At 36.1% G+C, this 13,675-nt stretch carries 11 protein-coding genes and 1 pseudogene; 11 read left to right on the top strand and 1 reads right to left on the bottom strand.

Translation table 11 applies throughout. From position 1 onward, the window contains the following. The first annotated feature begins 11 nt into the window (after positions 1-11). From sufD to GZ63_RS0108935, 11 genes are all read left to right on the top strand, one after another. Complete coding sequence (gene sufD / locus GZ63_RS0108985; RefSeq protein ID WP_029268766.1) at positions 12-1,319, top strand: Fe-S cluster assembly protein SufD; 1,308 nt, start codon at positions 12-14, stop codon at positions 1,317-1,319. Further along, on the top strand, positions 1,319-2,539 hold the full coding sequence (locus tag GZ63_RS0108980; protein WP_029268764.1) for a cysteine desulfurase: 1,221 nt from the start codon (positions 1,319-1,321) through the stop codon (positions 2,537-2,539). Before sufD ends, GZ63_RS0108980 begins: the two co-directional genes overlap by 1 nt. Continuing rightward, on the top strand, positions 2,529-2,963 hold the full coding sequence (sufU, locus tag GZ63_RS0108975) for a Fe-S cluster assembly sulfur transfer protein SufU (RefSeq protein WP_029268762.1): 435 nt from the start codon (positions 2,529-2,531) through the stop codon (positions 2,961-2,963). Before GZ63_RS0108980 ends, sufU begins: the two co-directional genes overlap by 11 nt. 84 nt (positions 2,964-3,047) lie before the next feature. After that, positions 3,048-4,445: a Fe-S cluster assembly protein SufB gene (gene sufB / locus GZ63_RS0108970; protein ID WP_029268760.1), complete on the top strand. Its 1,398-nt coding sequence runs from the start codon at positions 3,048-3,050 to the stop codon at positions 4,443-4,445. A 365-nt stretch (positions 4,446-4,810) separates the two neighbouring features. Beyond that, positions 4,811-5,020, top strand: coding sequence for a hypothetical protein (locus tag GZ63_RS0108965; RefSeq protein ID WP_029268758.1), 210 nt, complete (start codon positions 4,811-4,813; stop codon positions 5,018-5,020). Between the two features lie 457 nt (positions 5,021-5,477). Then, positions 5,478-6,263 carry an enoyl-CoA hydratase-related protein gene (locus GZ63_RS0108960; RefSeq protein WP_029268756.1) on the top strand — a complete coding sequence of 262 codons (786 nt, stop codon included), beginning with the start codon at positions 5,478-5,480 and terminating at the stop codon, positions 6,261-6,263. 14 nt (positions 6,264-6,277) lie between these two features. Next, complete coding sequence (locus tag GZ63_RS0108955; protein WP_226374358.1) at positions 6,278-7,318, top strand: enoyl-CoA hydratase/isomerase family protein; 1,041 nt, start codon at positions 6,278-6,280, stop codon at positions 7,316-7,318. A gap of 130 nt (positions 7,319-7,448) precedes the next feature. Then, entirely contained in the window at positions 7,449-9,191 is a 1,743-nt protein-coding gene (locus GZ63_RS0108950) for a sigma-54-dependent Fis family transcriptional regulator (RefSeq protein ID WP_198020925.1), read from the top strand. A 158-nt stretch (positions 9,192-9,349) separates the two neighbouring features. Then, complete coding sequence (locus GZ63_RS0108945) at positions 9,350-11,053, top strand: acyl-CoA dehydrogenase family protein (RefSeq protein ID WP_226374356.1); 1,704 nt, start codon at positions 9,350-9,352, stop codon at positions 11,051-11,053. 17 nt (positions 11,054-11,070) lie between these two features. Next, the gene (locus tag GZ63_RS0108940) at positions 11,071-11,967 is read left to right on the top strand and encodes an NAD(P)-dependent oxidoreductase (protein ID WP_029268749.1); all 897 of its coding nucleotides are present in this window, start codon (positions 11,071-11,073) and stop codon (positions 11,965-11,967) included. Next, positions 11,964-13,427, top strand: coding sequence for a CoA-acylating methylmalonate-semialdehyde dehydrogenase (locus tag GZ63_RS0108935; RefSeq protein ID WP_029268747.1), 1,464 nt, complete (start codon positions 11,964-11,966; stop codon positions 13,425-13,427). Before GZ63_RS0108940 ends, GZ63_RS0108935 begins: the two co-directional genes overlap by 4 nt. A 7-nt stretch (positions 13,428-13,434) precedes the next feature. Here GZ63_RS0108935 and GZ63_RS18370 read toward each other — a convergent pair. Further along, positions 13,435-13,675: pseudogene (locus GZ63_RS18370) on the bottom strand (IS5/IS1182 family transposase); the annotation flags it as partial.

The raw sequence follows: 13,675 nt of genomic DNA, 5'->3' as shown, positions 1-13,675 counted from the left end.
GGAGGGGTAAAATGACTGTAGAAACAAAACTGCCATACGATAAAGAATATATCGAACAGTTTTCGCAAAAAAGAAATGAACCAGAATGGATGAAATCATTACGCCTTCAAGCTTTAGAGCAAGCTGATGCGCTAGAAATGCCTAAGCCTGATAAAACAAAAATAAATCGTTGGAATTTCAGTAAATTCAAGCATGTATCAGAGCGAGAAGCGATTTCATCAAAGAATGATTTGCCATCTGAAATTCAAGGCTTATTAAATCAAGAAGGTGCATCGGAAAACGTATTGGTTCAGTGTAACCAAACTGTAGCATATAGTGCTTTAAGTAAAGAGTTAAAAGATAAAGGTGTTATTTTTACAGATATATTCACAGCTATTCAAAATCATGAAGATTTAGTAAAAAGATACTATATGAAAGACGCTGTTTCTGTAGATGAGCATCGGTTAACGGCTTTCCATGCAGCGCTCATGAATGGTGGGATATTCGTATATATTCCAAAAAATGTACAGGTAGAAGAGCCCCTGCAAGCTATTTTCTGGCAAGAAGATCCTGAGACAGCATTGTTTAATCATGTGTTAGTAGTAGCAGACGATAACAGTTCGTTAACCTATGTCGAGAATTACATTTCACATAATGATGAACAAGAAACAATAGCAAACGTAGTAACTGAAGTAATAGCATATAACAATGCAACAGTATCTTTTGGTGCAGTTGACAACTTTGCTGCCGGAACAACCACATATATGAATCGTCGTGGAATTGCATATCGTGATGCTACGATTAATTGGGCATTGGGGCAAATGAACGATGGTAATACAATATTTGAAAATGTCAGTCACCTAGTAGGTGATAATTCAAGTGTATTCCCTAAAACTGTTACGATTGGCAGAGGGAAACAAATTGAAAACTTCACTGCAAAAACAGTTCATTATGGCTTAAATACAGATGCACAAATTTTGCAGCATGGGGTGCAAAAAGATAGTGCAACTTCAATCTTCAATGCAGTCGGAAAAATTGAAAATGGTGCATCAAAGGCTAATGCGGAACAAGAATCTCGTGTTCTGATGTTAAGTAAGAATGCACGAGGAGATGCAAACCCTATTCTTTTAATAGACGAAGATGATGTTACAGCGGGGCACGCAGCATCAGTAGGAAGAGTAGATCCGCTTCAACTTTATTATTTAATGAGTCGTGGTATCACAAGAACAGAGGCAGAGCGCTTAATCATTCATGGGTTCCTTGCACCAGTTGTTAATCAATTACCAATTGCTTCCGTTAGAGAACAATTAAAAGAAGTCATTGAGAAGAAGGTATACTAATGGATATAAATGCTATTAAAGAACAATTTCCAGTGTTAAATCAGGAGATTAATGGACATCCTCTTGTTTATTTGGACTCTTCTGCAACTGCACAAAAACCATTGTCCGTCATCGAAGCAGTTAATGATTATTATCGACAAGATAATTCTAATGTGCATAGAGGTGTTCACACACTTGGCTCACGAGCTACCGACAAGTATGAAGGTGCTCGTGAGAAAGTGCGGCGATTCATTCATGCAGAGAGTTCCGCCGAAATAATATTTAATCGTGGAACAACAACTGGGATCAATACTGTTGCAACAAGTTATGCACGTCATCATTTAACAGCGGGTGATGAAATTGTTATTACCCCAATGGAACATCATAGTAACATTATTCCATGGCAGCAAGCAGCAAAGGCCACAAATGCTACGTTGAAATATATCCCTTTACAATCCGATGGCACAATAACACTTGAAGATGTGCGAAAGACAGTTACTAAAAACACAAAAATTGTTGCCATAACACATGTATCCAATGTATTAGGTACAGTGAATCCAGTAAAAGAAGTTGCTAAAATTGCTCATGAAAATGGAGCGATTATTCTTGTGGATGGCGCTCAAGGTGCACCACATATTAAAGTGGACGTAAAAGATATGGACTGTGACTTTTATGCGTTTTCCGGACACAAAATGTGTGGTCCTACTGGTATTGGGGTATTGTATGGTAAACGAGAATTGCTAGAGTCTATGGAACCAGTTGAATTTGGAGGAGAAATGATAGATTTCGTAAATTTATACGATTCTACATGGAAAGAACTCCCTTGGAAGTTTGAAGGCGGGACACCAGTTATTGCTGGAGCAATTGGTTTAGGTGCTGCAATTGATTTTCTGAATGAAATCGGCATGGATAAAGTGGCAAATTATGAGCATGAATTGGCAGATTATGCAATAGAAAGAATGAATACAATTGATGATATCGAAATCTATGGGCCTGAAAAAAGAGCTGCATTAGTAACGTTTAATTTGAAGGGTGTACATCCGCATGATACAGCAACGGTACTTGATGCAGAGGGAATTGCTGTACGGGCGGGTCACCATTGTGCCCAACCGCTTATGAAATGGCTGGATGTAACAGCTACAGCACGTGCGAGTTTTTATTTGTATAATACAAAAGAAGATGTTGACATTTTGGTTGATGGACTTTTAAAAACGAAGGAGTTTTTTGGTAATGTCTTTTAGTAATCTAGACCAACTGTACCGGCAAGTAATAATGGATCATTACAAAAACCCTCGTAATAAGGGAGTTATCGATGGTGACGTACTGACTGTTGATATGAATAATCCAACTTGTGGGGATCGTATACAATTACAATTACAAGTAGAAGATAATATCGTAAAAGATGTTAAATTCGATGGTGAAGGTTGTTCGATCAGCATGTCCTCTGCGTCTATGATGACTCAAGCAATTAAGGGGAAAACGTTAGATGATGCATTACAAATGTCTGAATTGTTTTCCGATATGATGCTTGGAAAAGACATGGATACAGCAGATTTAGACTTGGAAGATATAGAAGCACTACAAGGAGTTTCTAAGTTTCCAGCACGCATTAAATGTGCTACACTAGCATGGAAGGCAATGGAAAAAGGTGTTCATAAAGAGTAGTTAGCCAATGGATTAGCATACAAACCTAAATGTCCTAAAAGGCATTACTCCGTTTGTATGAATATCTTATAGGAGGTTTTAATCATGGCGAAAGATATACCTGAAATGGAAGAATATAAATATGGTTTCCACGATAAGGATGTTTCTGTTTTTCGTACTGAGAGAGGCTTGACGAAAAACGTTGTTGAAGAAATTTCCCGAATGAAAGAGGAACCAGAATGGATGCTTGAAAAACGCTTAAAAGCGTTAGATGTTTTTTATAGTAAACCAATGCCTCAATGGGGTGGTGATCTTTCTGAGTTAGACTTTGATGAAATTGTCTATTATGTAAAACCTTCTGAAAAACAAGGAAGAACTTGGGATGAAGTACCCGATGAAATTAAGGAAACATTTGATAAACTCGGCATTCCAGAGGCAGAGCAAAAGTATCTAGCCGGTGTTTCAGCTCAATATGAATCAGAAGTAGTTTATCAAAGTCTAGAGCAAGACTTAGAAAAACTTGGAATTATTTTTAAAGATACAGACACAGCACTTAGAGAGCATGAAGAGCTGTTTAAAGAATATTTTGGTAAAGTTATACCAGCTTCAGATAATAAATTTGCTGCGTTAAATACTGCAGTATGGTCAGGTGGTTCATTCATCTATGTACCAAAAGGTGTAGAAACAACATCACCACTGCAAGCTTACTTCCGTATTAACTCCGAAAATATGGGACAATTTGAAAGAACTTTAATTATTGTTGATGAAGGTGCATCTGTACATTATGTAGAAGGTTGTACAGCTCCTGTATTTACAACAAATTCACTACACAGTGCAGTAGTAGAAATTTTCGTTAAAAAAGATGCATATTGCCGTTATACAACAATCCAAAACTGGGCAAATAACGTTTATAATTTAGTTACAAAGCGTGCAACTTGTGAATCCAATGCAACAATGGAATGGATTGATGGAAATATGGGATCTAAGCTTACCATGAAATACCCAGCTGTACTTCTAGCAGGAGAAGGAGCACGCGGAAACACCATTTCGATTGCTTTGGCTGGGAAAGGCCAGCATCAAGACGCAGGCGCTAAAATGCATCACTTAGCACCAAATACTTCTTCATCTATTGTTTCAAAGTCAATTTCGAAAAAAGGTGGAAAAGTAAATTACCGAGGTATCGTTCATTTTGGACGTAAAGCGGAAGGTGCCCGTTCTAATATTGAGTGTGATACGTTGATTATGGATAACGAATCAACATCAGATACAATCCCGTATAATGAAATTTATAATGACAATATTTCACTTGAACACGAAGCAAAAGTATCTAAAGTTTCAGAAGAACAGCTATTCTACCTGATGAGTAGAGGTTTAGGAGAGCAAGAAGCAACAGATATGATCGTAATGGGCTTCATTGAACCATTTACGAAAGAGCTACCAATGGAATATGCTGTAGAAATGAACCGTCTGATTAAGATGGAAATGGACGGTTCTGTTGGTTAATAATAAAAACCCCTTGCCATATTAATGTTTATGGCTAGGGGGTTTCTTTATTTTATTATGGTTCTAAGTCAAATGTTGGCCTGAGCACTAGCTTACTCCTAAATTATGCGTTCCGAGCCTTGTTTGATTATTAATTCTTTCCATATAACGATTATGTAATTCATAATCGAAGCCTTTCAATAAGATCATAAAATTGATATCATCTTTCCTTGGTTGCTCTTAAATCGTTTGTAGACAATTCCCTTCCTTTTATTTGATAAATAGGTCAATTCGCATTAAGTGTAAGAATTAAAAGGGACAAGAATTTGCAGGAATTTTTAGTATAAAAGGGTTTGCTACACAAACACTATAATGAGGTGAAAAAAATGAAGGAACAATCAAACAAGAAATCTCAGTTTCCAACAAAGGCAAATGAGGAAGAGCAAATAAACGTTCACAATGAGCTAAAAGCCAATAAACCTTTACCTATGCAGAATAAGTTTGCGGGGGACTCAGTTGATGAACATAAAAGGCTCGAAGCAGCAAATGAAATTATTGCAAAGAAGGAGATTTCGCAAACATATAACAATTCATGATTTCCGGCGAATATACACGTTTTGAAAATCTATTGGGTTGTTAGTGGTTTAAATGCAAATTGGAAAAAGTATTACTGAATATTAAATCGGTTGTTATAAATATGATGCCAAATACGATGGCAATTTTTATTTTTTTAGTTATCCGTTTTCATGCATCGGGCTTATCGTAATCGGTAAGCTTATTCTTTTGGGTATTAAATCGTAAACACTTTTGCACATACATTTTTGTCTATTTGAATTTATTTGATTCAACTTTTTATAAATAGTTTTCGTTCAAGTGATTCGTCTACTATTTATTAATTATCTTAGACACTTTTGGTTTTTATGTCTAAATAGTGTATAATTGCCTATACAATTATACACTATTTTGCTAATAATTAATTGGAAACGCTGTCATAATAGGCTGGCATAAAAGTTGCATTGATATCTGTATAGATCGTTAAAGGAGGCAAATGGAATGGATAATAAATATACAAATTTAACCTATGAAGGACCATTGGCTATTTTAGAAATAAATGCACCGCCAGCTAACGCATTATCTTCCGCGTGTATCAATGAATTGCGTGAAGTTATTGCGGAATTAGATAACAATGAGGATGTTTTTGCTGTGATAATCACAGGTCATGGTCGCTTTTTTGTTGCAGGTGCAGACATAAAAGAGTTTATTCCTGCAATGGGGAACGATCAAAGAGGATTAGAAATGGCTAAAGCCGGTCAAGCATTGTGTGATGAAATAGAATCGATGAGAAAGCCTGTAATTGCAGCGATTAACGGACCAGCCCTTGGAGGAGGATTAGAACTTGCTATGGGATGCCACATTCGAATTGCTTCAGATGAGGCTATTCTTGGGCTTCCAGAATTAAATCTTGGTTTGATTCCTACTTTTGGCGGAACACAAAGATTAAGTCGACTAACTGGTGTATCAACAGCTGTAGATTTAATATTATCAGGTAAACAATTATCCGCTAAAGAGGCAGTATCATATGGAATTGTGAAGGAAGTAGTTTCGAAGGATGAACTTATGTTCAGAGCGGGGGCAATTGCGAATTCCTATATTAAAAACAAAAGTATGCAAGCTATTAGCCGTACAGTCCAAGCAATTGTTAAAGGTAATAACGAAACAATAGATTCAGGTTTAAAACGAGAAAGAGAACTATTTGCTGAATTGTTTTTAACGCATGATGCAAAAGAAGGTGTCGAAGCATTCAGTGAAAAACGTTCACCAAACTTTAAACATTCATAGAAGGAGAGAGAGTATTGGAAGATGTATTGTTTAAAATTCATGACAACGGTTTTGCAGAAATAATTTTAAATCGTCCTAAAGCACTTAATTCATTGAACACTAGTATGTTATTAAAAATGAAAGAAAAAATTTTGGCTTGGCAAGATGATACTCGTGTGTCAGCAGTCCTGTTGAGTGGATCCGGAGAAAAAGGTTTTTGTGCTGGTGGAGATATAAAAAAACTATATGCTGCAAAAGATAGCGATGAAAATATGAAAGAAGCCCTTGAATTTTTTGATATTGAATATGAAGTTGATTTGCTAGTTTCAGAATTTACTAAACCCATTGTAGCTATTTTAGACGGTATTGTAATGGGGGGCGGAGTAGGTTTGTCCTACGGTGCAAGCCATCGTATCATTACAGAAAAAACAAAATGGGCAATGCCGGAAATGAACATTGGCTTCTTCCCTGATGTAGGAGCAGCTTATTTTTTAAATCAAGCCCCTGGATATATAGGTCGATATTTAGCTTTAACATCAGAAATAATCCGTGGTGAAGATATTGTCTATAGTAATGCCGTACAACATTACATACCGAGCGATCGTCTTCCTCAATTTAAGGAGACTTTATTACAAGCTGATTTTCAAGTAGAGAAAATCTATGATCATCTCGATAAGATAATACAGGAGTATGCAGAGCCAATTTATCAAGAAAAGAGTAATTTAGCAAACTTGCGGTCTATGATTGATGAACATTTTAGACATGAATCGGTTGAAACGATTATAGAATCATTAACGAATAGTACGGATGAATTCAGTGTAAATACAAAAAACACAATTTTAGAAAAATCACCTACATCCCTAAAAGTAACTTTGGCACAGCTAATAAAAGGAGAAGGGCAATCATTTAAGACATGTTTAGAGACAGATAAACGCATTGTGAAAAACTTTTTGAATCATGCTGATTTTTATGAAGGTGTTCGTTCGGTAATTATTGATAAAGGCCAAAATCCAAAGTATCAATATAAGCAACTTTCAGATGTTTCAGGTGAACTCGTAAAATCTTTCTTTGTATAACTTTTTCTTACTTGTAAAATTTGCTTCTTAACTTTATAAACAATAGTAAAGTTAAGAAGCTACTCCTGAATACTTTTAAAATGAAAGGTGACAAAACATGCATGCTCATAGTTTGGTTGTACAATTTTGGATGAAGAAAAATACTATAATAATTGACGAAAGAACAGAAGTTAATGACGCCTTAAAGTTATTGGCGCAAAAAGATATAAATGAAGTGCCAGTAACAAAAGACGAAAAAATAATCGGTGTTTTTCATCTTAAAAATTATATACAAGCATTACAAAATGCTGCGTTCAAGCAAACAGATGTTGTCACCAAATGGATGAGTGAGACTTATCGAACAGTTTCAGAGAATGAGTCAATGTTTAAGATTGCAGAAACACCAACCTATGTTACGGATGAGACTCAGAACCTAATTGGTGTGGTTGATGAATCGGCAAGACATTCTTTTTGTACACAGCAAAATGAAAAGATAAAGTCGTTAGAAGAAACGATTAAATGGTATGAGCTCAGTTTTAATACTGCATATGAAGGGCTTGCTGTTGTCGATAAACAGGGTGTAATTCAAATATTTAACGAAGCATATAGTCGTTATGTCGGTGTTTCACAAAAAGAAGCAGTGGGAAGACCAGCCGATACGGTAATTGATGGTACGCGATTGCCTGTTGTTTTACAAACAGGAGTGCCAGAAAGGAGTCAGGCGCACCGGCTGCAAGGGCATAATCTAGTTGTCCATCGATTACCAATTTGGAAAAATAATGAAGTTGTTGGTGCGGTAGGAATGCTTGTATATGAGGGAGTTTCTGAAATATATCAAGTCATCGAACGAATGGAGCAGTTAGATCGTGGCATGCAATATGTAAAACAAAAATTGGACTCAAAATTAAAAGTCTCCATGAAAGATAAAGTTCGTTTTGAAGATATATTAGGTGACAGTCAAGTTATATCTCAAACGAAAAAACTTGCAATAAAAGCAAGCAAGACAAAGGCAACAGTATTCATTAGTGGAGAAAGTGGTGTAGGTAAAGAACAATTCGCTAATGCAATTCACGATATGGGTGTCACTGCAGAAGGGAAATTTGTTAGCGTCAATTGCGCTTCGATTCCAGAAAATTTAATTGAATCCGAATTATTTGGCTACGAGGAAGGAACCTTTACTGGAGCGAAACCCGGCGGTAAAATAGGGAAGTTTGAATTAGCTGATGGTGGAACTTTATTTTTAGATGAAATTGGTGAAATGCCCTTAAACATTCAAGCAAAAATATTGAGAGTGTTACAGGAAAGAAAAGTGTATCGAATCGGAGCACACGATGGCATACCAGTAGATATAAGAATTATTGCAGCCACAAATAAAAATCTAAAACAAATGGTGAAAGAAGGGGATTTCCGAGAAGATCTATTTTATCGGCTATATGTAATACCAATCCACATTCCACCACTACGAATACGTAGAGAGGATATCCCGCCAATTGTCGCTCATAAGCTTCAAGAGTTATCAAAGAAGTACCATATGGAAGAGAAGACAATTGATAAAAAGTTATTAAGCAAATTTAATCAATATGATTGGCCTGGAAATGTACGTGAATTGACGAATGTCTTAGAAAGACTATTCGTATTATCGGAGGATCAACATATTACTAATAATGAATTCTCGAATATCCTTTTCCCTGAAAACGAAATGAAAACTCCGAAATTGATTTTTGATCAACAGCGTCGTTTTGAAAATATGGAAGAACAAATGAGCAAAGAGGAAAAACAAGCAATTTTATCAGCTCTTGAAAAAACGGATGGAAATAAATCACAAGCTGCTAAAATACTAAATATTTCTAGAGCAACTCTATATAATAAACTCACTCGATTCAAAATCAATTAGATTACTGTCTAAACATTTAGACAATATTGACACAGAGCAATGGCCTCATGTTTTGTCCAAAAGAAGCCTGTAGCGATATTATCCGTCCTATAATTGTTGGCATAAAAAATGCATGTATTAGATTGATCAAAAATAATTTTGAAAGGAGTGTTACTTCAGTGAGCAAAACAAGTGCAGAAAATGAAAGAATGTTTATTTTTCCATACAACACCTCCAATATAGAAGAATATAGTCCTGATCAATTTAATGAAGAAGAAATATTAATAAAACAAACCGTAGAGCAGTTCGTTGATGAGAAAGTTCTCCCGCAACTAGATGCTATGGAAGCGTATGATTATGATGTGACTAAAAGTTTATTTAAAGAAGCAGGCGAACTTGGTCTTTTAGGGGCAGATATCCCGGATGCCTTTGGTGGCTTGCAGTTAGGTAAGAAAATTTCTGGACTTATTGCTGAAAAAATGGGGTATGCAAGCAGTTTTAGTGTTTCTTTTAATATTCACACTGGAGTTGGAATTTTACCTTATGTATACTTTGGGACAACGGAACAAAAAGAAAAATATATCCCAAAATTAGCTTCTGGGGAATGGATAGGAGCATACGCGCTAACGGAACCGAACGCCGGATCTGACGCTTTATCCGCGAAAACTACTGCAAAACCTTCCGATGAAGGTTCGACGTATCTATTAAACGGTGAAAAGCAATGGATTACGAATGCACATGTTGCAAACATATATGTTGTCTTTGCTCGGACAGAAGAGGGGATGACAGCTTTTATCGTTGAAAGAGATATGCCGGGAGTTTCGATAGGACCAGAAGAACAAAAATTAGGAATTAGAGGATCTTCAACCGCTACGCTAATTTTAGAAGATGTTAATGTACCAAAAGAAAATATTCTGGGGGAACTGGGAAAGGGACATTATATCGCTCTAAATATACTAAACTTAGCCCGCCTAAAGCTTTCTTTTGCCAATATTGGCTCGGCTAAGCAGGCGCTTGAAATAGCAGTTAAATATGGAAAAGAGAGAAAGCAATTTAAAAATGAGCTTGTTCAATTTTCAATGATACAAGAAAAAATTGCAAATATGGCACTTGCTATTTACCGGGTGGAAAGTTCCGCATATTATACAGCTCATCTAATTGATAATGAACAACTGGATGATCTCAATATACTTTCTAAGCTGCCAGCTTATGCAATTGATTGTGGGATTAATAAAGTAGAAGCCTCGGAAGTGCTTGATTTTGTTGTAGATGAATCATTACAAATTCATGGCGGATACGGTTTTATGGAAGAATACGCGATCGAAAGAATGTATCGTGATGCACGAATTAATCGAATTTTTGAAGGTACAAATGAAATTAATCGACTTACAATTAGCCGAAACCTTATAAAATTATACGGGAAAAATAATTCTATCGTTTCTCCTGACAAATTGTTCCCTAATGAAGCACATAATGAGCAGTATTATCGAGGGACACAAGGTATTCTCGAATCATTAATGGAAGCGCTTTCTGATAGCGAGAATGTGAGCTTAAACGATTTAGAAGAAGAACAAGAGATTTTACGACTACTCGCTGATATCATCAAAGAGATGTATGTGATGAAGACATGTTTAATTAGGTTAAATGATGCATCAAATAAAGAGATACAGCAATTAATGACGGATATTATATGTGAAGAAACTTATCAAAAAGTAATGCAGAAAGCTATAAAAATAAGTGGCAGAATTTTCAATAGCGAAAGTGAGTTAGGAAATTTCAGATATCATTTATCTGAAATTCATGTACCACAATATACTGATTCCATATCAAAGAAAAGAAAAATAGCCAAACATATCATACAGCAGGACCGTTATCACCTATAAAAATTGGAGGGAGAAGGATGAAACATATAGGTTTTATAGGCTTAGGCAATATGGGGATGCCGATGGTTGAAAATCTATTAAATGATGGATTTGAAGTAAGCGGCTTTGATATAGATGAAACATCTTTAAAAAAATTTGTTTCATTAGGTGGAAAGCCGGTTTCATTCCCTAATTTGCTAACGCTGCAATGTGATGTTTTATTCACGAGCTTGCCATCGGAAAAAGTAGTGGAAAAAATCTATTTTGGAGAGGGGGGGATATTAAACAAACATACAGGTACGGTATTAATAGACACGAGTACTGTTTCACCTGACTTAAATCACAAGCTAAAAAATACAGCTGACAAATTTAATGTAAAATATCTTGCGTCTCCCGTGAGCGGTGGGGTTATCGGTTCTAAAAATCGAACACTTACATTTATGGTTGGTGGACCAAAGGAAGTTTTTGATGAAGTTTCACCTATTCTTGAGAGACTTGGAAAAAATATCTTTCATGTCGGTGAACGAATTGATAGTGGAACAACCGTTAAGTTAATCAATAATTTATTAATTGGTTTTTATACGGCAGGCGTGGCAGAAGCCTTACACATTGCAAATAAACAGAATATTGATTTAGATAGTTTATTTGATATGCTAAATGTTAGTTACGGACAAAGCCGAATTTACGATCGAAACTATAATAATTATATTGCTAAATCAGACTATGAAGCCGGTTTTACATTAAATTTATTATTAAAGGATTTAAATTTTGCGATAGACTTAGCAAATAAACATCAGTTGGCATTACCAATTAGTGAAGAATTATTAGAACTATACGGAAAAGCTGTTGATGACGGATATGGAAACAAAGATATGGCAGCACTTTATGAGAGAGTTAAAGATCAATCAAGTATAAAAAGCGAGGGATTACTATGACAAAAACTACAGTTCAAGAAATGAAGAATTTCATTGGAAATAAGTGGGTATCGGCAACTACTGAAAAAATGGAGTCTATTCCTAATCCTGCAACAGGAGAAATTATTGCGGAAGTTCCTATATCAGGAAGTGAAGATGTTGAAAAAGCAGTTGAAGCGGCTAAGGAAGCATATGTGGAATGGTCGCAAGTATCTGTTCCAAATCGGGCACGGTATGTTTTCAAATATTTGCAGCTGTTAGAGGAAAATAAGGAAGAACTTGCAAAAATAATTACGTTAGAAAACGGAAAATCATTAAAAGATGCACGTGGTGAGGTTCAACGTGGTATTGAAGTTGTCGAACTAGCTACATCAACGCCAAATTTAATGATGGGAGATGCATTGCCGGAGATAGCTACTGGTATTGATGGGTCAATTTGGCGTTATCCTATCGGAGTTGTTGCAGGTATTACGCCGTTTAATTTCCCAATGATGGTTCCTTTGTGGATGTATCCATTAGCGATAGCGTGCGGCAACACCTTTGTTCTGAAAACTTCTGAACGAACGCCAATTTTAGCCGAACGATTAGTAGAGTTATTTTATCAATCAGGGTTCCCAAAAGGCGTTCTTAACTTAGTTCATGGTGGGAAAGATGTCGTTAATAGTATACTTGAAAATCCAGCGATTGAAGCAATTTCCTTCGTAGGCTCAGAACCTGTTGCAAAACATGTTTATCAAACAGGAACAGCTAACGGTAAAAGAGTCCAAGCTTTAGCAGGCGCTAAAAACCATGCTGTAGTGATGTCAGATTGTGATATGGAAAAAACAATTGAAGGGGTTATTGGTGCTGCGTTTGGAAGCAGTGGGGAGCGTTGTATGGCTTGTTCTGTTGTGGCAGTAGTTGATGATGTAGCGGATGAATTTATCGAAAAACTTGTTGCCGAAACGAAAAAATTAAAAGTCGGTGATGGCCTGGATGAGAATAATTTTATAGGCCCGTTAATTCGCGACTCTCATAAAGACCGTGTCCTCGGCTATATTGATAGTGGTGTTGCAGAGGGAGCAAAACTACTAGTTGATGGCAGAAAAATAGAAGACAGTGTTCCAGAAGGATACTATGTGGGGGCAACTATATTCGATGAAGTGAATACTGATATGAAAATATGGCAGGAGGAAATTTTTGCACCTGTTCTAAGTGTTGTAAGGGTAAAAGATTTAGAAGAAGGTATAAAACTGACAAATGAATCAAAGTTTGCAAATGGTGCAGTTATTTATACATCAAGTGGTAAAAGTGCGCAACAATTCCGTCATCAAATTGATGCAGGTATGGTCGGTGTGAATGTAAATGTACCAGCTCCTATGGCATTCTTTGCTTTTGCTGGAAATAAAGCCTCTTTCTTTGGTGATTTAGGAACGAATGGCAAAGATGGTGTTCAATTCTATACACGAAAGAAAGTGGTCACGGAACGTTGGTTTAATTAATAAATATTTAAAGAGGCTGGGACATAACTAGCCCCAAATAAACAAAATCGGTTGTGTTTATCAATAAATGATAAACGCAACCGTTTTTTCTTTTGTTTTTATGTGAAAATGTTCCATTTTTATTGTTAATGGCGGTATACTTCCTTAAATTTACCGCCATTAACGCAAATCCCATTTCGTTATGCACCTTAGGTTTTCCTCGTACGGACATACGAGTGAAACCTAAATTAGCCTTCAAAAATCCAAAA

The sequence above is a fragment of the Virgibacillus alimentarius genome (assembly GCF_000709085.1).
Lineage (GTDB): Bacteria > Bacillota > Bacilli > Bacillales > Amphibacillaceae > Virgibacillus_B > Virgibacillus_B alimentarius.
This window is presented reverse-complemented; position numbering and strand designations above follow the sequence as displayed.